This is a genomic window from Methylomonas sp. Uni0009 (assembly GCF_054188105.3).
The window spans coordinates 1,750,486-1,771,571 of sequence record NZ_JBTAFN010000001.1 but is presented as its reverse complement, the minus strand read 5'-3'; the positions used below and the strand labels follow the sequence as shown (position 1 = coordinate 1,771,571).

Annotated in this window: 23 protein-coding genes and 1 riboswitch; of the genes, 13 read left to right on the top strand and 10 right to left on the bottom strand. The window is 53.4% G+C overall.

Annotation, left to right across the window (positions count from 1 at the left end):
* Window positions 1-4 precede the first annotated feature (4 nt).
* From ACWAU0_RS08255 to ACWAU0_RS08240, 4 genes are all read right to left on the bottom strand, one after another.
* Window positions 5-676, bottom strand: a complete 672-nt coding sequence (locus tag ACWAU0_RS08255; RefSeq protein WP_033156816.1) for an ABC transporter ATP-binding protein — start codon at window positions 674-676, stop codon at window positions 5-7.
* On the bottom strand, window positions 673-1,809 hold the full coding sequence (locus tag ACWAU0_RS08250; RefSeq protein ID WP_033156817.1) for an efflux RND transporter periplasmic adaptor subunit: 1,137 nt from the start codon (window positions 1,807-1,809) through the stop codon (window positions 673-675). The genes ACWAU0_RS08255 and ACWAU0_RS08250 overlap by 4 nt, the downstream gene beginning before the upstream one ends.
* A gap of 118 nt (window positions 1,810-1,927) precedes the next feature.
* Window positions 1,928-2,383: a DNA polymerase III subunit chi gene (locus tag ACWAU0_RS08245; protein WP_033156818.1), complete on the bottom strand. Its 456-nt coding sequence runs from the start codon at window positions 2,381-2,383 to the stop codon at window positions 1,928-1,930.
* A gap of 76 nt (window positions 2,384-2,459) precedes the next feature.
* On the bottom strand, window positions 2,460-3,944 hold the full coding sequence (locus ACWAU0_RS08240; protein WP_458138888.1) for a leucyl aminopeptidase: 1,485 nt from the start codon (window positions 3,942-3,944) through the stop codon (window positions 2,460-2,462).
* A gap of 91 nt (window positions 3,945-4,035) precedes the next feature.
* Here ACWAU0_RS08240 and lptF point away from each other — a divergent pair, with 91 nt between their 5' ends.
* On the top strand, window positions 4,036-5,169 hold the full coding sequence (gene lptF / locus ACWAU0_RS08235) for an LPS export ABC transporter permease LptF (protein ID WP_458138887.1): 1,134 nt from the start codon (window positions 4,036-4,038) through the stop codon (window positions 5,167-5,169).
* Window positions 5,166-6,236 (top strand): LPS export ABC transporter permease LptG, encoded by a 1,071-nt coding sequence (gene lptG, locus ACWAU0_RS08230; RefSeq protein ID WP_503428545.1) that lies wholly within the window; start codon window positions 5,166-5,168, stop codon window positions 6,234-6,236. The genes lptF and lptG overlap by 4 nt, the downstream gene beginning before the upstream one ends.
* Before the next feature lie 68 nt (window positions 6,237-6,304).
* Here lptG and ACWAU0_RS08225 read toward each other — a convergent pair whose 3' ends face one another.
* From ACWAU0_RS08225 to ACWAU0_RS08215, 3 genes are read right to left on the bottom strand one after another with little or no spacing between them, the layout of a single operon-like run.
* A complete protein-coding gene (locus tag ACWAU0_RS08225) occupies window positions 6,305-6,691 on the bottom strand; it encodes a hypothetical protein (RefSeq protein ID WP_033156821.1) in 387 nt (128 codons plus the stop codon).
* 59 nt (window positions 6,692-6,750) lie between these two features.
* Window positions 6,751-7,215, bottom strand: a complete 465-nt coding sequence (locus ACWAU0_RS08220; protein WP_523070781.1) for an RDD family protein — start codon at window positions 7,213-7,215, stop codon at window positions 6,751-6,753.
* Window positions 7,216-7,395, bottom strand: coding sequence for a hypothetical protein (locus ACWAU0_RS08215; protein ID WP_020483849.1), 180 nt, complete (start codon window positions 7,393-7,395; stop codon window positions 7,216-7,218). It abuts the gene before it with no gap.
* 327 nt (window positions 7,396-7,722) lie between these two features.
* Here ACWAU0_RS08215 and pcnB point away from each other — a divergent pair, with 327 nt between their 5' ends.
* The 5 genes from pcnB (at window position 7,723) to panD (ending at window position 11,663) form a co-directional block, all read left to right on the top strand.
* Window positions 7,723-9,033, top strand: a complete 1,311-nt coding sequence (gene pcnB / locus ACWAU0_RS08210) for a polynucleotide adenylyltransferase PcnB (RefSeq protein WP_458138885.1) — start codon at window positions 7,723-7,725, stop codon at window positions 9,031-9,033.
* Window positions 9,020-9,523 carry a 2-amino-4-hydroxy-6-hydroxymethyldihydropteridine diphosphokinase gene (gene folK, locus ACWAU0_RS08205; protein WP_458138884.1) on the top strand — a complete coding sequence of 168 codons (504 nt, stop codon included), beginning with the start codon at window positions 9,020-9,022 and terminating at the stop codon, window positions 9,521-9,523. Before pcnB ends, folK begins: the two co-directional genes overlap by 14 nt.
* Complete coding sequence (panB, locus tag ACWAU0_RS08200) at window positions 9,520-10,329, top strand: 3-methyl-2-oxobutanoate hydroxymethyltransferase (RefSeq protein WP_458138883.1); 810 nt, start codon at window positions 9,520-9,522, stop codon at window positions 10,327-10,329. Before folK ends, panB begins: the two co-directional genes overlap by 4 nt.
* 4 nt (window positions 10,330-10,333) lie before the next feature.
* Complete coding sequence (panC, locus tag ACWAU0_RS08195) at window positions 10,334-11,185, top strand: pantoate--beta-alanine ligase (RefSeq protein ID WP_458138882.1); 852 nt, start codon at window positions 10,334-10,336, stop codon at window positions 11,183-11,185.
* A 97-nt stretch (window positions 11,186-11,282) separates the two neighbouring features.
* Window positions 11,283-11,663, top strand: a complete 381-nt coding sequence (gene panD / locus ACWAU0_RS08190) for an aspartate 1-decarboxylase (protein WP_033156827.1) — start codon at window positions 11,283-11,285, stop codon at window positions 11,661-11,663.
* 47 nt (window positions 11,664-11,710) lie between these two features.
* Here panD and fliW read toward each other — a convergent pair whose 3' ends face one another.
* On the bottom strand, window positions 11,711-12,169 hold the full coding sequence (gene fliW / locus ACWAU0_RS08185; RefSeq protein WP_033156828.1) for a flagellar assembly protein FliW: 459 nt from the start codon (window positions 12,167-12,169) through the stop codon (window positions 11,711-11,713).
* 139 nt (window positions 12,170-12,308) lie between these two features.
* Window positions 12,309-12,526: riboswitch (cobalamin riboswitch) on the top strand.
* Window positions 12,527-12,645: 119 nt separating this feature from the next.
* Between fliW and ACWAU0_RS08180 the strand changes: the two genes are divergently transcribed.
* From ACWAU0_RS08180 to cobD, 4 genes are all read left to right on the top strand, one after another.
* Complete coding sequence (locus ACWAU0_RS08180; RefSeq protein WP_458138881.1) at window positions 12,646-14,469, top strand: TonB-dependent receptor domain-containing protein; 1,824 nt, start codon at window positions 12,646-12,648, stop codon at window positions 14,467-14,469.
* Window positions 14,470-14,488: 19 nt separating this feature from the next.
* On the top strand, window positions 14,489-15,064 hold the full coding sequence (locus tag ACWAU0_RS08175; RefSeq protein WP_458138880.1) for a hypothetical protein: 576 nt from the start codon (window positions 14,489-14,491) through the stop codon (window positions 15,062-15,064).
* 115 nt (window positions 15,065-15,179) lie between these two features.
* On the top strand, window positions 15,180-16,097 hold the full coding sequence (cbiB, locus tag ACWAU0_RS08170) for an adenosylcobinamide-phosphate synthase CbiB (RefSeq protein ID WP_458138879.1): 918 nt from the start codon (window positions 15,180-15,182) through the stop codon (window positions 16,095-16,097).
* Entirely contained in the window at window positions 16,090-17,109 is a 1,020-nt protein-coding gene (gene cobD / locus ACWAU0_RS08165) for a threonine-phosphate decarboxylase CobD (protein ID WP_458138878.1), read from the top strand. The genes cbiB and cobD overlap by 8 nt, the downstream gene beginning before the upstream one ends.
* On the opposite strand, the gene ACWAU0_RS08160 is transcribed toward cobD, so the two are convergent.
* Complete coding sequence (locus ACWAU0_RS08160) at window positions 17,080-17,802, bottom strand: hypothetical protein (RefSeq protein ID WP_458138877.1); 723 nt, start codon at window positions 17,800-17,802, stop codon at window positions 17,080-17,082. The genes cobD and ACWAU0_RS08160 overlap by 30 nt on opposite strands.
* 216 nt (window positions 17,803-18,018) lie before the next feature.
* A complete protein-coding gene (locus ACWAU0_RS08155; RefSeq protein WP_033156832.1) occupies window positions 18,019-18,813 on the bottom strand; it encodes an RMD1 family protein in 795 nt (264 codons plus the stop codon).
* Between the two features lie 106 nt (window positions 18,814-18,919).
* Here ACWAU0_RS08155 and aroG point away from each other — a divergent pair, with 106 nt between their 5' ends.
* Window positions 18,920-19,999 carry a 3-deoxy-7-phosphoheptulonate synthase AroG gene (gene aroG / locus ACWAU0_RS08150; RefSeq protein ID WP_319961620.1) on the top strand — a complete coding sequence of 360 codons (1,080 nt, stop codon included), beginning with the start codon at window positions 18,920-18,922 and terminating at the stop codon, window positions 19,997-19,999.
* A gap of 3 nt (window positions 20,000-20,002) precedes the next feature.
* Complete coding sequence (thiS, locus tag ACWAU0_RS08145) at window positions 20,003-20,980, top strand: sulfur carrier protein ThiS (protein ID WP_458138876.1); 978 nt, start codon at window positions 20,003-20,005, stop codon at window positions 20,978-20,980.
* Window positions 20,981-21,086: the final 106 nt, after the last annotated feature.

The window sequence follows — 21,086 nt, the reverse complement described above, 5'->3', positions numbered from 1 at the left end:
AAAACTAAACCGCGCCGTCCGCCAAACGGCCGTCCACAATGCGCAACTGCCGCTTGGCTCTGCCGCCGATATTTTGATCGTGAGTGATGATGATTAAAGTCACGCCTTGCTGATTTAAATTCTCCAACAACTCGATGATGTCCTGTCCAGACTTGCTGTCCAGATTGCCGGTCGGCTCGTCGGCCAGCAAAATACCGGGTTGCATGATCATCGCCCTGGCAATGGCAATGCGCTGCAACTGGCCGCCGGACAATTGATTGGGCTTATGCTCGGCACGATCCAGTAAACTCACGGACGCTAGCGCCTGTAACACCCGCTGCTTGCGCTGCTTACTATCAACCCCGGCCAGAATCATCGGCATTTCGATGTTTTCCGCTGCGGTGAGCCTGGGGATCAAATGAAAAAATTGAAACACAAAGCCGATATTGTCGCGTCGAATCCGCGCCAGCTCGTCATCGCTTTGCCGGGTGACATCGGTGCCGTTTAATAAGTATTGGCCGGCCGAGGGCTGATCAAGCAGCGCGACAATGTTTAACAGCGTCGATTTGCCCGATCCTGACGGCCCCATCACCGACACATATTCGCCGGGCCCGATAGACAGGTCTATCCCGTTCAAAGCCTGTACGGTCTGCTCGCCGACCTGAAATACCCGGCGAATGCCACTGAGCTGAATCATGGCTTGACACTGACCGTTACGCCGGCCGCCACGCCTTCCTTGCCAACCGACGTCACTACTTGATCGCCCGCTTTCAGCCCGGACAGTACTTCCGTAAAACTCCAGTTGGATAAACCGGGCTGGAAGCTCTGTTCATGCAACACATGGTCTGCGTCTATCAACAATACGCGATGATTCTCCAGAATCGCCTCGGCCGGCAAACGCAGCGTGCGCTCTTTTTGACTGAGCAACACTTCAATGTCGGCGCTGTAACCCGGCAACAGCTCCGCCAGATCTTTGGGATCGCGCAAGGTCACTTCCACTTCCACCGTGCGCGCCTGTTTTTCCTTTTCCAACACGTAGGGCGCGACGCGGGTGACAATGCCGGAACAACGCTTATCCGGAAACGCATCCAGCGACACACAAGCACTCATGCCGGTCTTGATGCTGGCTGCGTCCACTTCATCGATAGGCGCGGAAACGGTCAAACAGCTGACATCCAGCAAGTCAATGGGCGGCAAGGTTGGAATCCCCGGCGGCGACGGTGTAACAAATTCGCCCAACTCGGCATTCACTTCCGCCACCGTGCCGTCAAACGGCGCTTTCACCAAGGTACGCAGCACCGCCGCTTCCGCCACGCCCAATTGCGCCTCTGCCACCTCAATGGCTTGCAGCGCGGCCCGGCATGCCGCGCGCTGCGACTTGCCGCCCGTCACTGATTTATCGACTTGCTCCACAGACACCACGTTTTTGTGTTTTTGCAATTGCGTCATCCTGGCCGCTTCCCGCTCCGCGCCACCGGCCAATTGGCAAGCTTGTTCTGCGCTGGCTCGGCTGGCATTGATCTGGGCTTTTTGCAGTTCAACCTGAGCTTTTAAGTCCTGGTTCCAAACCTCCAATAACACCTGACCCTGCTTGACTTTGTCGCCCTCCTTAACCCGCAGCTGCGCCACTTGCCCGCCGGTTGCCGGCGCCAGATAGGCCCGCCGACACGCTTTGACCGTACCCACCCGGGTATTCGCTACCGTCGCCCGCACCTCGCCTTCCACCACAGTGTAAGCCTCCACTGCCACCGGCTGCGGGCGGCGGCTATAGAGAAATAGTGCGGTGACAGCTATAAGCAAGGCGGCAACAATCAGCGTTTTACTTTTCATGGCGCGAGAGGGCGGATGCGTTGTACAAATTGGGATTCCACTTTTCTGAGCTTTGCTTTGGTTGGCGATAACCGGGGCGAAGTCCTCGTTGCATTTTCTAGTTCGCCACGTGACCACCCTACATTTTGTGGGTAGTAATCGCCAGTAGGGCTTGCTGGTAATGCCGGTAACGCTGGCGGCCGGCCTGTTTGCACGCTTCGCTGTTGTCCAATATTTCCAGGATACGCTCGGTCGGGGCGGTGGTCGGCGGGTACAAACTGGATAGGTTGACGACAATTTTCTGCCAGCCCTCAGGAATGTTTTCGCCACCAATTAGGATGGTGCCGGTAAATGCCGGGATTTCTCCGCGATAGGTTTGGTGCGGAATAAAACTGCCGGCCCGGAAGGTCCACAAGGCTTTATCGATTTGCTCGGCTTGCTCCGCCGAGTCGGTCAGCACATAGGGAAAATGGCCGCTACGGTAGATTTTCTCGATCAGCTTGCAGGCGAAATCCTGGCGTTGTTGCTGGTCATGGGTCGCCAGCACGTAGAAGCTGACTTCGGGGAGGGATGGCGAATGACTGGGGTCGGTCATGTCGTTTTAAGCCTGCGGAAAGTGCAGGGGCTTTCGCGACACCGGATCACCGCGAAAGCCTCTGTTACGCTCGGCCTTAAGCCGAGGCGCGGTTTAGCAAATACTGGCTTACCAGCGGGACCGGCCGGCCGGTTGCGCCTTTGTTGGCGCCGGTGCGCCAAGCGGTGCCGGCGATGTCGATATGCGCCCAGCGGTATTCTTCGGCAAATTTGGATAAAAATACCGCTGCCGTGATGCTGCCGCCGTCCGGGCCGCCGATGTTGGCCAGATCGGCGAAGTTGGATTTTAGTTGCTCCTGATATTCTTCCCAGATCGGCATGCGCCACACCAAGTCGCAGGCGGCATCGCCGGCGCTCAGCAAATCGTTGCAGAGTTTGTCGTCGTTGCCGAACAAGCCGCTCGGTACCCGGCCCAAGGCGACGATACAGGCGCCGGTCAAGGTCGCCATATCAATGACCACATCCGGGTTATATTTCTTTGCGTAGGTGAGCGTGTCGCACAAAATCAAGCGGCCTTCAGCGTCGGTGTTCAGGATTTCGATGGTTTTGCCGGACATGCTGGTCCAGATGTCGCCGGGTTTGTTGGCCGCGCCATCCGGCAGATTTTCCGAGGCCGGAATCAAGCCGACGATGTTCAGTTTCAGATTCAACAATGTCGCCATGCGCACCAGACCTAACACGCTGGCGCCACCGCACATGTCGTATTTCATTTCGTCCATGCCCAGGCCGGGTTTCAAGGAAATGCCGCCGGCATCGAAAGTTAGACCCTTACCGATCAAGACAATGGGTTTGGCGTTGCTGTCGCCGCCTTGGTAATCCAGACAAATCAATTTAGCAGGCTGACGGCTGCCGCGCGATACCGACAGAAAGGAGCCCATGCCCAAGGCTTCCATGTCGCTTTCTTCCAAAATCTCGCAGGTGAGTTTGTCGTGCTCGCCGGCCAGAGCCAGGGCTTGTTCGGCCAGATGCGTGGGCGTGCAGATATTGCCGGGCAGGTCGGCCAAGTGTTTGGCCAATTCCATGCCTTTAGCGATAGCGATGCCTTGTTGTAGGCCGGTTTCAGCCAAGGCTTTTTGGCTGTCGTCGGCGACAACGGCTAAGCGTTGCATCGGGTTTTTGTCGTCGACTTTTTTGGTGGCGCTGTATTGGTACAAGCCGTCGTTAAATACTTCCACCACTTGGCGGGCTTTCCATTGGCTATCCGCACCGTTGACGTCTATATCCAGCAGTGCGCAGCTGGCGGCGCTGACTTTGCTGTCCTTGACGATTTTGATCGCAGCCGCCAAGGCTTTACGGTATTGCTTGCGCGTGACCTTGCCGCGCTCGCCAAACCCGAGCAGCACGATGCGGGCGATATTGCCGTCGGGCAGGTTATTGATCAATAAGGTTTCGGCGTTTTTGCCCCTGATGTCGCCGCGGCCGATTAATTTGCTCAACAAACCGCCGAATTGGCTGTCCAGTTGGGTTGCCGCCGGGCTGAGTTGTTGATTTTCGTAGATTCCGACCAGCAGACAGTCGCTTTGCAGTTTGTCTAAGGGTGAGCTTTCTATAGAATAGTCCATGAGAGTAGTCTGTAAGTATCTGGGATTGAGGGTTTGCGCCGGATGCAGCGGTCTGTGGTTCGATTATACCTTAGAAATTAGGAGTGAGTTGTTGAGCATTGAGCGAGGATTACCCAGCGCGGGCCGGCCTTTCCGGCTATTGACGGTGCTGGATAAAATGATAATCAAGGAGCTGTTTCACACCGTCACCGCCGTGTTGGTCGTGTTGGTGGTGATCATCGTCAGCCGCAAATTTATCAAGGTATTGGCGCAGGCCATCGAAGGCAATATCGCCAACGATACGGTGATGACCTTATTGGGTTTGAAAATCGTCGTCGCCACGACCACCTTCCTGCCCGCCGCGCTGTTTATGGCGGTGTTGATGGTATTGGGCCGCATGTACCGCGAGCAGGAGATGGCGGCAATTTCCTCGGCCGGCGGCAGCGTGTTTACCATTTATCGGGCGATATTCATGCTGGTCATACCATTAAGTCTGGCGGGTATGGCGCTATCCATGCTGGCTTCGCCGTGGGCGGAGGCCAAAACCGAGCAGTTGATGCATCAGGATAAACAAAATGCCGATATTCGCGGCATCGCTGCCGGCCGCTTCAGCGAGTACAGCGACGGCGAGTTGATTTTTTACACCGAAAACGTCGATGACGAAGGCCGCATGCACAAGGTGTTCGTGCAAAACAAACAAGGCGACAAAGCCGGCGTGGTAAACGCCGAATACGGTTGGTTGAAAAACTTGCCCGGCGGCTTGTATCTGGTGTTGGAAAATGGCGAACGGATTCAAGGCGTACCGGGTAACAAGAACTTCACCCTTGAGACATTTAAAGAATATGCCGTGCTGATCGAAAAAAAGGTCACCATTTTGAATTTGGGCCGTGAGGCTACTACTACCGAGAATTTATGGCTGTCCCCGGAACTGCGCGATGTCGCCGAGTTGCAGGATCGTTTCAGCACGCCGTTAGGGGTTATTTTATTGGCTTTTCTGGCAGTGCCCTTAGCTAAGCTGTCGCCGCGCGGCGGAATATACGGCAGTATGCTGGTAGCTTTTGGGATTTATTTCGTTTACGGCAATTTGCAGCGGGTCAACCACAGTTGGGTAATCAGCGGGGCGCTGCCGTCCTGGCTGGGCTATTTCTGGGTGGACGCCTTGTTACTGGTCTTGGGTTTGTTAATGTTGATGCGTTTGTACGGCTGGCAATGGTTGTCGCAAAGTCTTAAGGAGAAGCTGTCATGATCAACGTATTGACCATTTACATCATTAAAGAAGTCGTCAAGGGCTCCTTGATTGCGGTGATATTGTTATTGACGCTGTTCAATCTGTTCAGCTTCAGCGACGAGTTAAAAGATTTGGGGCAAGGCGGTTACGGCTTGAAACAGATTTTATGGTTTTTGACCTTAACCTCACCACGGGTATTTTACGAATTGGTACCGTCGGCGGCGTTGCTGGGTAGCTTGTTCGTCGTGGGCTCGATGGCGAATAACCGCGAGATTGTGGCGATGCGCGGCGCCGGTTTATCCATTGCCTGGATTATCAGAACCATTATGCTGGCAGGCTTGCTGTTGGTAAGCGTTGCCGTACTGGTGGGCGAGTTCGTCGCGCCGTCTTGCGAACGCGCCGCGCAAGTGCTGAAAACCACGGCGCTGCACGACGGCGTGGTGATGCGCTCGCAATACGGGATGTGGCTGAGAGAAGGCAATAGCTTTATCAACGTCCGCAAAATTCTCGACGATGGCTCGCTGGCCGATGTACGCATTTACGATGTCGACGATGCACATAAACTCGCCCGCATCACTCAGGCCGAACATGCGCAGTTTTTAGGCGACAAACAATGGCGCTTGGAAAGCGTCAAACAATCCGAAATCAATCGGCAGCAAATTTATGCCGGCACTCAAGCAGAACAAAACTGGAAATCCAGCATCGACTCGGATTTGCTGAAAGTGGCTGTCGTTAAATCCGACAACCTGTCGCTTTACGATTTGTTCATGTACATCGACTTCCTGAAGCAGAACAATCAAAAGTCGCAAAGTTACGAGTTGGCATTTTGGAGCCGTTTAATCAACCCGTTTGTGACCTTTGTGATGTTGATGGTGTCGGCGCCGTTTGTGATTGGCATCGGTCGCGGCACCAGCACCGGCGCGCGGATCATGATGGGCATCGTGATCGGGATGACATTTAACATTTTCGACAAGATTGCCGGCCATGTCGGTTTGGTTTACGACATGAATCCGATGTTGATGGCGATGTTGCCGAGTGCTTTGGTGTTTTTAGGCGCGCTGATCGCGGTTAAGCGGGTCAGCTAGGCGGCATAGTTGCCTCTCCACGGAACGGAAAACCCTTGCTTCCGTTCCGTGGAGCGTTATGACGGCGGTTATTTGCGCGTCATGAACAAATAAAGAAACTTACATTTCAAAATCGCATCTTTTTCGTCCATTTCCACCACCGCGCAATCTTCGTATTTTTCCCGGCCAGGTGTGACTTGCTTTTTTATCACGCCGTCGGCCACGCTATATTTGATTGGGATGGTCATTTCCCCGATGCCGCTACGCGCATCTTCACCGGTGGTTATCAAGGTACCGTCTTTTTGAAATTCCCAAGTGACGTGCAAGGGCTTCTTTTCGCGGTCGAGAGCCAGGGCTTCGTGAGTGACCTGCCATTTACCCAGTAATTTGGAGTTATCCGCCAGTTTGACTTCGGCATTGGCGGTGCCGGCGGCAACGGCGGCAAACAGGGAGAAAAGTATTGTTATTGTTTTCATCGTATATTCCCGGCTGGTAGGTTGATCGAGCCTGGAATATAGCATATCCGCTTTTGCCGTCAGCGCTTTTCTTCCTGAAAAACCAGCCGGGTTTTTGACAGGTAATCGTGCCAGCATTGGCCGTTTCTATCGAATAGACACCAGAAAAACCCTAGCCCCAAGCAAGCCCAGGATAATAAACCGCCAACGAAGCGGACGCTGGCTTGCTGCCAATTGGGAGAGCGACCATCCAAGGCGCTGACTTTAACTTTCCAGGCGCGCAAACCCAGGGTCTGGCCGCCGTGGGTCCAAAACCAGCCATAGAAAACAAAGCTGATGCCGAGCAGATAAAGTGGATAAAAAAACTGATCGCTGGCAAATGCTTGGCCGGCGTTAAAAGGCAGAGCGATGGCCGTGGCGAAAAACCATATCGCCAGCAGTAAGAAAGCATCGTAACCAGCAGCCGCCAGCCGACGCAAAAAACCCGGAGGGGACGGTAAATCCACGCCGGGTTTTGGGGTGCTTGCTTTAGCGGATTGTCGCAATTATTTGTCGAAAATCGCTAGTTTTTGCCCCATGTACATGCTCATGCCCACCAGCGCGCCGATCATGACGATGGAAAATAAAAAGGGCGGTCTATGGAAAACCAATAATGCGAAATCGGCGACGAATAGACTAGTAAATACAGGCTGGTCTACAAAACCCAGTAAAATTTTTTTAAACATACGCTCCACTCTCCGATATAAATTCCCCGTCACCGGCCTAAGGGCGACAAGTACAGCCAATTTTTATGTTATTACACCAAAATATTCGGCGAATGGCGAAATTCTACATTTAACCCAAGGGAATGTAAAAGAATGTGCTGGATTGAGCTTAAATCTGGCGAGGTGTTATGATAAGACCGCTAGGACGTTCGCGCCCGAAGCCTCGAAAAAGCTGGCACACGTCATTCTAAATTAAGGGATAAAGTCATTTTTAGTTTCTTCAAAAAAATCTTTTCACCGGATGAGCAAATTGCCGAACCGGTTAATGAATCGGCGGGGTCGAGTGCCGTGAAGATTTATCCGCGTTCAGAGCATTGCATTTCTCGTGCACAAATCAGCGAAAACGCCCTGAAAGTGCTGCAACGCTTGAAAAAGGCCGATTACGAGGCCTATTTGGTGGGCGGCTGCGTCAGGGATTTGCTGCTGGGGCGGGAGCCTAAGGATTTCGACGTGGCCACTAACGCCAGCCCGGAGCAAATCAAGCAAGTATTTCGTAATTGCCGAATTATTGGCCGGCGCTTTCGACTGGCGCATGTGTTTTTCGGCCGCGAAATTATCGAGGTGGCGACGTTTCGCGGTTCCGAATCCGAAGAATCTGACCAGCAAGTCGTGCATGAAGACGGCCGGTTATTGCGCGATAACGTGTTCGGCACACTGGAACAGGATGTCTGGCGCCGAGATTTCACCGTCAACGCTCTTTATTACAACATCCGCGATTTTTCCGTGGTGGATTATACCGGCGGCATGCAGGATCACGCGGCGGCGGTCATGCGTCTCATCGGCGACCCGGAAGTACGCTATAGAGAAGACCCGGTGCGGATGCTGCGCGCCATCCGTTTTGCCGTGAAGCTGGGTTTTACGTTGCATCCGGATACCGAAAAACCGATTTACGCCCAAGCCGATTTATTGAAGAGCATCCCCTCGGCGCGTCTTTACGATGAAGTCATTAAATTGTTTTTGTCCGGTTACGGTCTGCAATCCTTCGAGATGCTCAGACATTACGGTTTGTTTGCGATTTTGTTTCCGGATACCGACCGCTGCCTCGCCAGCGAAGACCACGATTTTCCGCGCTTGTTCTTGATCCGGGCCTTGGAAAATTCCGACACCCGCTTCAACGACGGCAAAACCCTGACACCTTATTTTTTACTGGCTGCCTTGTTGTGGGAACCGCTGCAATTGGCTGCGCAAAGACGCATCGCCCACGGCGAAAACGAAACGCTGGCCTATCAGAACGCCGCCAACGAAGTGCTGACCCGGCAAATCAAGGTCACCGCGCTACCACGCCACATCACCCAATCGATGCGCGAAGTGTGGTTTTTGCAGAACAAGTTCTCCAGAACGGTTGGGCCAAGGCCTTATCGTTTGCTGGAGCAGCCTAAATTCAGAGCGGCGTACGACTTTTTGCGGCTACGCGCGGAAACCGGCGGCGCCGATCCGGAACTGGTCGAATGGTGGACACGTTTTCAGGAAGCCGACGATGCGGAGCGGGAAAGAATGACCGCGCCGCCAAAATCCGGCGGCGGCAAACCCCGTAACCGGAAAACCGGTCGTTACCGTTCTCGAGGCAAACCCGCCCCCGTCGGCAATGACGCTAGCTAAGTCAGCTGTCGAGGCCTATATAGGCTTGGGCAGCAATCTCGAAGACTCTGTCGATCATGTCAATCGGGCCAGACAGGAAATCGCGGCCTTGCCGGGTGTGGCTGAAATAGCTTTCTCCCCCTTGTACCGCAGCTTGCCGGTTGGGCCGCAAGATCAGCCCGATTATGTGAATGCGGTGCTGCGAATTTCGACCGAGCTGGAACCTTTGGTTTTGCTCAGACAATTACAGCAAATCGAAAACCGGCATGGCCGGCTGCGCAACGTGCGTTGGGGAGCCAGAACCCTGGATTTGGATGTATTGCTTTACGCACAACAGAGCATCAATGAACCGGACCTGATTGTGCCGCATCCGGAGTTGTCCAAGCGCGCCTTTGTGCTGTACCCCTTGGCTGATGTGGCAAGCAGCGATTTGAAGATTCCGGGCCTGGATTCATTGTCGCAACTCTTGGCGGCTTGTCCGCCCGACGGCTTGCGGAAAATAACAGTATGAACTTATATGCCGATGCCTTAAAGGCGCTGACGATCAGTGATCTGGCGGCAATGAAACGTGCCGGCGAAAAAATCAGCTGCCTAACGGCTTACGATGCCAGCTTCAGTGCGCTGTTGGACAGAGCAGGTATCGACGTGCTGCTGATCGGCGATTCGTTGGGCATGGTGATACAAGGACACGGCAGCACCTTGCCGGTCACACTGAGCGATATGGTGTATCACAGCCGTAGCGTGGCAATGGCCAGGAAGCGAGCTTTTGTGGTTACCGATTTACCGTTTGCCAGTTATGCCACGCCGGAGCAGGCCTTACCGAATGCGGCAAGCTTGATGCAGGCAGGCGGCGCGCAAATGGTTAAACTGGAAGGCGCCAAGCTCGACGTCATTCGCTTTCTGGTGGATCAAGGCATTCCGGTCTGCGGCCATCTAGGTCTGTTACCGCAATCCGTAAATCGCTTAGGCGGTTATAAAGTGCAGGGTCGTGAAGAACAGCAAGCCAAACAAATTTTGGCGGATGCGGAAAAAATCGAACAAGCCGGCGCAAGCCTTTTAGTGCTGGAATGCGTGCCGGCGCAACTGGCCGCCGAAATAAGTCAGCGCCTGAGTATTCCGACCATAGGCATCGGCGCTGGTGTTGATTGCGATGGCCAGGTGTTGGTGCTGTACGATATGTTGAATATCAGCACCGGCAAGCGACCACGCTTTTCTAAAAACTTCATGGCCGATGCCTCCAGCATAGAAGAGGCGGTACGCCACTATCATCAAGCGGTTAAATCCGCGCAATTTCCAGCGTCCGAACACAGTTATTGAGCATATGCAGATAGTCACTACCGTCGCCGCCTTGCGAGAGGTAATCCGGCAATGGCGGCAAGCCGGCCATGATATCGGTTTCGTGCCGACCATGGGCAATCTGCATGCCGGGCATATCAAATTGCTTAGCACGGCCAAGCAACAGGCCGATAAAGTGGTGGTCAGTATTTTCGTCAATCCCACACAGTTTGGGCCGAACGAAGATTTTGCCAGTTACCCGCGCACCGAGCAGCAGGATCAGGAAAAGCTGATAGCAAACGGCGCCGATTTGCTGTTCTTGCCGGCGGTGACGGAAATGTATCCGCAAGCCACGCAAACCGGCATTTCAGTCAGCGGCTTGTCGGCCCTGCATTGCGGTGCCAGCCGGCCCGGACACTTTGACGGCGTAGCCTTGGTTGTTTGTAAGCTGTTGAACATGGTCCAGCCCGACCTGTTGTTGTTGGGCGAAAAGGATTTTCAACAACTGACGCTGATTCGGCAAATGGTCGCCGATCTGAATATACCTGTCACGGTTCAAGGCGTGGCAACGGTTAGGGAGGACGATGGCTTGGCGATGAGTTCCCGCAACGGCTATCTGACCGACCAACAAAGACAGCACGCGCCCAAGCTCTATCAAGCCTTGATCGCTGCACGCGACGAGATTTTAGCGGGACATGTCGATTATCCAGCTGTGGCGGAACGGCAGCGCCAAAATCTGCAGCAAGCCGGTTTTGCCGTCGACTATTTCAGCATTTGCCGTAGCAAGGATTTATTGCCCGCCAGCACCAGCGACGCTAATCTGCTGATTTTGGCTGCTGCCAAGCTGGGCACTACACGCCTGATCGATAACCTGTATTTTTCTAAAATAAACAACTGACTGCATTGGTTTTTACCTTTGAAAGCTAATGCTTAAATTTGATAGCAGAGTCAATTTCAGGCATAATCGCCGGCCCTAGTATTCGACCTTGTTTACCATGAACATAAACATGCTTAAAGCTAAGTTACACCGTGCGCGGGTAACGCATTCCGAGCTGGATTACGAAGGATCGTGTGCTATAGACGGTAAAATTTTGGATTTTTCCGGTATCAGGGAGTACGAGCAAATCCATATTTACAATATTAACAATGGTCAACGCTTTACCACCTATGCGATTCGCGCCGAAGAAGATTCCGGCGTATTTTCGATTAACGGTGCAGCTGCAAGGTTGGCGTGCCCTGGCGATTTGATTATCGTTTGTGCGTTCGCCAGCTTAGATGAGAAGGAACTGACGAACTACAAGCCGACTTTGGTGTATTTCGACGGCAACAATCGTATTAGCCATTCCAGTCATTCCATTCCTGTTCAGGCCGCCTGATTTAAACATCCGCCGGCGAACGCAATCGCCGGCGGATGTTTGCATTTTTAAGCCTCAGATACATCTATCTCACTGACCTTCTCGGTCAGGGTGATGCTTTGTTCGATTGCCACCAATACTTTTTGCATGCCGATGCGTTTGTTGGCGTTGATTAAGATTGGCGATTTGATCGAGCCTTTAATGGTCGGCTTGCCATTATCCTGCTCGTTGTCTTTGTGCAGCAGAATTAATATCACCAGTTCGTCGCCCGGCTCTAGTTGCAGCAGCGCTTCTTCGGGGTCGGTTACCGTAAAATTATAATTGATGTTGAAGTGCGACGGATGAGCCGCGGAAAAAGTCAGCTCCGCGTTATCGACCGATTGCAGCCAATAGACAATCTCACTGCCTTCCTGATGAAATAATTTAAAGCGGGTCTGATCTTCAAAACCGGGTAGGCCGCGCGGAAAATTGATGATAGTGTCCGGATTGATGTCTTGGTTGCCTAACAATTTCGATTGAATTTCCATGATCCCGCCCGTATTCGTTGAAGTCTAAGTTAACAGCATTAATCAATGCACCAATGTATAGCACGGAAAGGGGTATTTGCAATGCCGATTGTGGGCGACCTGCTCGGACACTCTTGCTTTATCATGCCCGACTCCCTACAATTGCGCGCTTCTTTCAGGTGTTTGCGCCGTTTTCTCGGCCAAGCTTAAACAGGAAGTCGGTGCGGCGGTTTTAACCGCCCATGCCGGCGCTGCCCCCGCAACGGTAGATAAGTAAAGAGCTGCGTTTTTGCCACTGTGCGCTTTGCATGGGAAGGTCGCAGATCAGGCGTCAAGCCACTTATAAGCCCGGAGACTGGCCCGGAAGATCATTCGAGACAGCGGAGGGCTGTTGACGGAATGGTCTGAGTCCATGCCTAGCCTGCCTCCGTCTTTTTCGTTTTCCGTTTTTCCTCTGTCCTTTTTCACCCGGATGCGCGGCGGGCGCAGAGGACAATATGCAAACAATTCTATACAGATCTTTATTGCTGGCGAGTACGCCTTTTACAGTGTGGGCAGCAACCGGCGATGAGGCTATCAACCTTGCCGAAACAGTCGTGACGGCTACCCGAACCGAGACTCGGCAGAACGAATTAGCCACGGCGATGACGGTTTATAATCGTCAGGACATCGAGAAACTTCAGGTTAGAACCCTTCCTGAGTTACTAAAAGGCACGCCGGGCGTTGATATGGTGCAAAGCGGCGGTTACGGTAAGGATACCAATGTCTATCTGCGCGGCACTAACTCCGATCATGTACTGGTTTTAATCGACGGCATCAAGGCCGGCTCGGTGACCACCGGCACCAGCGCATTTCAGTTTATTCCTATCGATCAAATCGAACGGGTGGAAATCACTCGAGGCCCGCAGTCCAGCCTGTATGGCTCGGAAGCGATCGGCGGGGTGATTCAGATATTTACTCGCAAGGGCGGCACCAGTGAACGGCCGAACATTGCGCTGGAAGCCGGCGGAGGCTCATACGACACCTATAACGGCTCGGCGGCCGTCAACGGTAAATGGGGCAAGGCTTGGTATAGCTTGAGCGCCGCTCAACTCGGTAGCCAGGGCATCAATGCGCTGAGTGGTGTCAGCGTCGCGAGCGGCTATAATCCGGACCGCGACGGCTATAACAACACCAGTCTGAATGCCAAAGCCGGTTACCGCTTCAACAACGGCGCGGAACTGGAAGCATTTTTCCTGCGAGCCGAAGGCGAAACCGAGATCGACAATTCCATCAGTAGCACCACTGAGTTTGTCAATCAGACGCTGGGAGCCACAGCCAGCGCAAATTTCAGCGATAGGTGGAAATCCACTTTGCGGGTGGGACAAAGCATGGACGATGCCGATCAGTTTCGGCATAACGGTCGGTTTACCAGTCGTTTCAACACCACACGCTGGAACGCCAGCTGGCTGAACGAACTGGCCTTGCATAAGGATCACCAATTGACAGTGGGTGCCGATTACCGCTTCGACGAAGTCGACAGCACCACACGCTATGTCGAAACCTCGCGTTACGATGTCGGAGTGTTCGCTGATTTGCACAGCCGGATTTTCGACAAGCATTTTTTGAACGCTTCCTTGCGGTGGGACGAAAACCAGGCTTTCGGCGATAGTGTCACCGGCAATTTCGGCTGGCGGTTTAATTGGGATTACGGTATCAGCGCTTTTGCCAGTTTCGGCAATGCGTTTAAGGCGCCGACCTTTAACCAGTTATACTTCCCAGGCTTCGGCAACCCCGGCTTGCGTCCGGAAAAGTCCACCAGCTTCGAAGCCGGTTTTGCCGGCCATCACGATTGGGCCAATTGGGAGCTGCGCGCGTATCACACCAATATCGAGGATTTGATTGTATTTAGCGGCACGCCGTCCACCGCCAGAAATATCGGCAAGGCGCAGATAGACGGCATAGAAGCCGAAGTGTCCACGCAAATTCTCGGCTGGAACAACAAACTAAGCATGAACCTGATGACACCGAAGGACAGGCAGACTAATTTGCGCCTGCCGCGTCGAGTGACGGAAAGCTTGTCCTATGATGTCTCGCGCTCGTTCGGTGACATTGATATTGGTGCCTCCGTGCTGGCTCAGGGCGAACGATTCGACGACGCCGCGAACCGGGTCCGTCTAGGCAGCTTTATGACCGCCGATCTGCGTACCACTTATCGCATCGACAAAAATTGGATGTTAAGCGCCAAACTGAATAATATGTTCGACAAACGCTATCAAACGGTTAACACCTATAACAGCTTCGGCAGAAATTTCTATTTTTCGATCCACTACAATTACTAAACCTTTTTTGGAGAACCCTATGAGTTTGAATCAAACCTTGGCTGTTAAACCCGGCGCGGTCGCGTTGATGGCGTTGATGGCGGCCACCCGTTTTCACCATTTCGGCACCCCGTTCGCATTGCCGGACGCTTCATTGGCGGTGTTTTTTTTCGCCGGCTTGTGGCTAGGCGGACGCTATTTGTTCGCCTTATTGCTGGCGGAAGCGGTGCTGATTGATTACTTGGCGATCACTAAACTTGGTGTCAGCGATTTTTGCGTGTCCAAAGCCTACGTATTTCTGGTCGGCTCTTACGGCGCGATGTGGTTGGGTGGCAAATGGTGCCGACAATTCACTGGGTTGTCGATAGCCAACGCCGCGCAACGCCTGATGGCTCTAGTAGCAGCTACATCCATCGCGTTTCTGTTTTCCAACGGCAGTTTTTACTGGCTATCCGGACGCTATCCCAACGGCTCATTCGCGCAATATATTGAGCGCGTTGCGATGTATTATCCGCCTTATATGACATCCACCTTGATCTATGGTGTGGTCATTTTTGGCTTGGTAACTGTCGTAAAATCCTTACTGGCCGCCAAAACCACTCGCGAAGCCCTCTAACAGCATTCCAGAATCCAGCGCGGCGATTTTCATCGCCGCGCTGATCAGGACTATGTCGGCAAGCATGCCCTTCCGCTCTTCCAGTTTTGCAACACCTGTTTATCCAACGTAAATCATGATTCTCACCCTCAGCATTTTGTTGGCTGTAACCATCGATTTTTGGCTGGGCGAGCCGCGCAATACTTATCACCCGCTAGTGATGTTCGGCAAATGGGCTAGCGCTATAGAAATGCGGCTGTTAAACAACGAGCAATCGGTTTTTCGTCAACGAGTCAGCGGCTTTTTGGCGGTGGCAATAGTCTTAATTCCCTGTCTGCTCTGGTTGCGGCTTGTACCGAGTTGGCCACCGCTGCAAACTACAATCGATGTACTGGTTTTGTATTTTTGCATCGCAGCCCGTAGCTTGCAGCAACATGCGCTGGCCGTTCATTCGGCCTTGGCGGATAGCGATTTACCGTTAGCGCGGCAACAGGTGGGTAAAATCGTCAGCCGTCAGACCGAAGCGATGACCGAGGCCGACGTACGCCGTGCAACTATCGAATCGGTGCTGGAAAACGGTGCCGACGCGGTGTTTGCGCCCTTGTTCTGGTTCGTCGTATTGGGGCCGTTCGGCGCCTTGCTCTACCGCTTCAGCAATACCCTGGATGCCATGTGGGGCTATAAAAATCAACGCTATTTATATTTCGGCTGGGCCGCCGCGCGCTTCGACGACCTGCTGAATTGGTTGCCGGCACGCTTGACGGCCTTGAGCTATGCCCTGCTCGGCAACACCACACAGGCTATCAAGTCCTGGCGGACGCAAGCCCATCTACTGGACAGCCCTAACGCCGGACCGGTGATGACAGCTGGCGGCGGCGCACTGCAGCTGCAGCTGGGCGGGCCGGCTTGTTATCACGGCCAACTGAAACAAAAACCCTGGTTCGGCGGCCCACAACTACCGGAAAACGGCGATATTGAACGCGCCAGCGCATTGATGTACCGGGCTCTACTGTTATGGCTAGTCGTGATCGGCGCGGGAGACTTCCTTGCTTGAACATGGCGGCCGCTTGCGACAAGCCGCGAGCCAATATGGCATTCCTTTGGCCGACTGGTTGGATTTATCCACCGGCATCAACCCTAACGGCTGGCCGGTGCCTGCCATTCCTGCCGAATGCTGGCAACGCCTACCGGAAGATGATGACGACTTATTAGCAGCAGCGCGGGTCTACTATCAAAACGATTCCTTGCTGGCGGTGGCCGGCTCGCAAGCGGCAATTCAAGCGTTACCTTTGTTACGGCCGAAATCACGAGTGGGCTTGCTGCACCCTGCCTATGCCGAGCATGCCGGCAGTTGGCAAAAAGCTGGGCATCAAGTTGTCAGAGTCGAAGCGGAGGCAATAGACGAACGGCTGGATGAGTTGGATGTGTTGATTTTGGTCAATCCCAATAATCCCACTGGCCGGCTATGGAACCGGCAACAGCTATTGAATTGGCATGAAAGTCTTAGCCGGCGTGGCGGCTGGCTACTAGTCGACGAAGCGTTTATCGATAGTTTGCCCGCCGAATACAGTCTGGCACCACTACCTGTGCGGCCGGGTTTGATAATATTACGGTCTGTCGGTAAGTTTTTTGGTTTGGCCGGCATCCGTTGCGGCTTCGTGATTACCCAGTCGGACTTATTGGCGAAACTTGCTGAGCGGCTTGGGCCCTGGGCTATCAGCCATCCAGGCCGTTATGTCGCTGCACTGGCCTTGGCTGATCGAAGCTGGCAATCCGCCGCTGCTGCATCGTTAGCGAAGCAGGGGCAACGACTACAGCAGCTATTGACCGACAGCGGTTGGCCACCCAGCGGTGGATGCGATTTATTTCAATGGGTGAAGTGCGTGCAGGCAGCTAAGCTGCACGATTTATTGGCTGGGCAGGGTATTCTGACCCGCTTGTTTCAGGAGCCGGCCAGTGTGCGTTTCGGCTTACCGAAGGACGAGTCAGCCTGGCAACGCTTGGCACAGGCGCTGACTCATCCTGATATTAGGCAATTAAGCTGGTTTGCGCATCCGCAAACCTAATCCGGCGATAACGCTTGCAAATAGCCACGCCGCGCCAGGTAACGGCACGGGGGTAAACACGTGAGTGTCGACAATGTCACTGGCGGTAATGACACCAGCGCCACGAAAATCTTCGCTGTCGCCTAATTTTCGGTTAACTTCAAAAACCAAAAACTTCAAATTATCGGCAAATGCTAAGCCAAACAGGCTGGGCAGTTTAGTCGGATCAAGGTCTACCCCGCCCAGTAATAGCTGATCAAAAAAACCTGTCACCGAAAATTCCGCACCGGATACCAACAGGCCACTGTCATCGTATTGGTTGCTAGCCGATTCCATATGAAGGGTCAGGATGTCATAAGTGCCCGGCATTACTTGGGTACTGGTAAACCCCTGACTGTTTATCTGAGCTTCGCTGACGGTGGCGTTGTCGACGATATTTAGCACAGCGTGGTCGTTATCGATCGCCAACGCTTGTCCGTTAGCTAACATGGAAAGCGGAGCGCTTAGCGAGTAGCCCAAACGTAAACTGGCGGATTCGCTGCCTGACGCCGGAAAAACGTCGCTGGAGCTCGGTGACAAAGCATCGACCGTTACTTGTCCTGAAAAATTGCCGGTGCTGAAATTGACGAAATCGCCTGAAAAAGTAAATTCAAGAGCCGCAGTCGCGTTAGCCGAATACAAAAACGTCGCTAATAGGGCAGTTAGTATTTTCATGGTTTGTCCTTAAAGTAAATTTAGTGGTGCGACTTCTTATACTTAGCAGCAAGACTAAGTGGAGGCGCAGGGGATACCAATATTTTTGTGAGCGAGTTCAATCTCTGGACCGATTATCGCGGCAGCCGGTCGATACCGTCAACCCTTGATTTTCCTGGGCAAGCGTTAGCTTGCTGCAAACCCGGTGCCGAATTGGGCCGCTGAGAGTTGGGCTAACTAAAAAAGCTTGTCCAAAATCGACATCACGATTTCCACGGCAATCAGCCAGATAATGATCCACTCCAAGGCCGAGGAATGCTGGTGTTTTTGTTCATCTGCCAGCATTTCCAGCAGCTCGTGTATCGTCTCAAGCTTTTTTGACAATACGTCGGTGCGTTGCTGAATTTCCAGGTAATTGGCCGCCATTGAATAAATATGCTGGTATTCGGGATGTTCCCAAAAAAATTCCGGGGTATCCAGCAGATCGTAATTAAGGATGATGTCGCTCTTGGTAAGAAACAACTGGCCGCGGATCATCGCCATGGTTTTGCGATTGAGCTTGATTTTGCCTTCCCGCGCCAGCGACTGCGGCAAATGGCTGGTGGCGCGGATGGTGTCGATGGCGTGGCCTTCGAACGCCGCTAATTTGATCGATTGCGCCATCGCGTGCGAAAGCGCCAACAGCACTTTGAAGTCGGCAGATTGCAATTCGATATGATCGTGCTGAATCCGGTCCTGCTCGCAACCTATTTCATAGCTGAAATTGTCTTCCTGCGGTTCCGCGTCGGGTTTGATTGCATAATCCAGCAATAAATCCTGCAAGGCGCGGCGGTCGTCGAGATTCAGGTTCCAGCACACCATCACGCCATAGGCAAACACAATCGCGCAGCCGGTTTTGTAATCGACCACCAAAGCGTTTCTAAATAGTTGCGCGCGGGTGGTATCCAGCAGTTTTTCCCGCAATTGCGCGAATTCGAACGATTGCGCCAGGCACACCGTCAAGCAGCGTTTAATGGGTCTGTCGTCTGTCATGTCCGTATTTTCTCAGGTCGGTTTCGGCATTAGTTTGTAACACCGACAGGCAAAACGGTTAAAATAGCCAATTAATCCATCTACTGAAAGCGTATTGCTGAGCGTCATGCCAACTAACTATAACACCGATGATTTAAGAATTTGTGAAACCAAGGATGTGGTGGCGCCGATTCAGGTTCATGAAGAAATCCCGATGACCGAGCAGGCCGCAGCCACCATTCTGCATGCCAGGGAAGCGATTCACAACATTCTGACCGGTGCCGACGACAGATTGCTGGTGATTATCGGTCCTTGCTCCATCCACGATCCGGCAGCGGCAGTGGAATATGCAGGGCGCTTGAAACTGATCATGGACGAGTTGAAAGACGACCTGGTGATCGTGATGCGGGTTTACTTCGAAAAGCCGCGAACCACGGTAGGTTGGAAAGGCTTGATCAACGATCCGGATTTAAATTCCAGCTTCAACATCAACAAAGGCCTACGGATGGCCCGTCAAGTATTGTTGGATGTGAATAATCTTGGTGTGCCGGCCGCCACCGAGTATCTGGACTTGATCACACCGCAATACGTCTCGGACTTGATTTCCTGGGGCGCCATCGGTGCCAGAACCACCGAAAGCCAGGTGCACCGGGAATTGGCGTCCGGCTTGTCTTGCCCGGTCGGCTTCAAAAACGCCACTGATGGCGGCATTCAAATCGCGATTGACGCGATCAATGCCGCGATGAGTCCGCACCACTTCCTGTCGCTCACCAAAGAAGGCCGCTCGGCGATTTTCTCGACGCGCGGCAACGAAGATGCCCACATCATTCTGCGCGGCGGCAACAGCCGCCCGAACTATGACGAAGTCAGTGTCGATCAAGTGGCCGAGGGGCTGGAGAAGGCCGGTTTGCGGCCGAACATCATGATCGATTTCAGCCACGCCAACAGCCTGAAAAAATACCAGCGGCAAATGCTGGTGTCCGAGGACGTGGCCAGCCAAATTCGCGGCGGCGACAACCGCATCATTGGCGCAATGGTGGAAAGCCACCTAGTAGGCGGCCGTCAGGATGTCGAAGAAGGTAAACCGCTGACTTACGGCCAAAGCATCACCGACGCCTGCCTGGGTTGGGACGATAGCGCCGAATTGTTACATCATCTGGCCGGCGCCGTGGAACGCCGCCGCGCCGCCAAAACACACAAGGTTTAACGCATGAAAATACAGGTCAATGGCGATCATCGCGAGTATGGCGAAAACGCCACCGTTGCCGACGTAATTACCGATTTGGGCTTGACCGGCAAACGCATCGCCGTGGAATTGAACAAAGAAATCCTGCCGTTTACCCAACACGACAGCCAACGCTTGCAAGCTGACGATAGATTGGAAATCGTACAGGCTATCGGCGGCGGCGAAGACGATTATTTCACGCTGGCCGGCAAACAATACCGCTCGCGTTTGTTGGTCGGTAGCGGCAAATACAAGGATCTGGAAGAAACCCGCCTGGCTACCGAAGCCAGCGGCGCCGAGATTATCACGGTGGCGATTCGCCGCACCAATATCGGCCAGAATCCCGGTGAACCGAGCTTGCTGGACGTGATCTCCCCGGACAAATACACGATTTTGCCCAACACCGCCGGGTGTTACACTGCCGAAGATGCGGTGCGCACCTGTCGTTTGGCGCGCGAGTTATTGGGTGGTCATAAATTGGTCAAATTGGAAGTATTGGCCGATCAACTGACCTTGTTTCCCGATGTAGCCCAAACCTACATAGCCGCCGAATTGCTGGTCAAAGAGGGGTTTGACGTGATGGTCTACACCAATGACGACCCGATTGCCGCCAAGCGCCTGGAAGAAATTGGCTGCGTGGCGGTAATGCCTTTGGCGGCGCCGATCGGTTCCGGCTTGGGTATCCGCAACCCCTACAACATTTTGACCATCGTCGAAAACGCCAAAGTGCCGATCCTGGTCGATGCCGGCGTCGGCACTGCGTCCGATGCAGCGATGGCGATGGAACTGGGCTGCGACGGCGTGTTGATGAACACCGCGATAGCCGCTGCGAAAAATCCTGTATTGATGGCTTCGGCGATGAAAAAAGGCATCGAAGCCGGCCGCGAAGCTTTCCTGGCCGGACGCATGCCGCGCAAGCGCTTTGCTTCGGCCTCTTCGCCGATTGATGGGTTGTTTCTGTAATGGGGACTCTGTGGAACTATCAGAGCAGTTGGTAATAAAACTTCTGATTTTAGCGATTACTCTTGGGGTCTATTTTTTATTAAAAACTATAATCCCCAATTTGGAA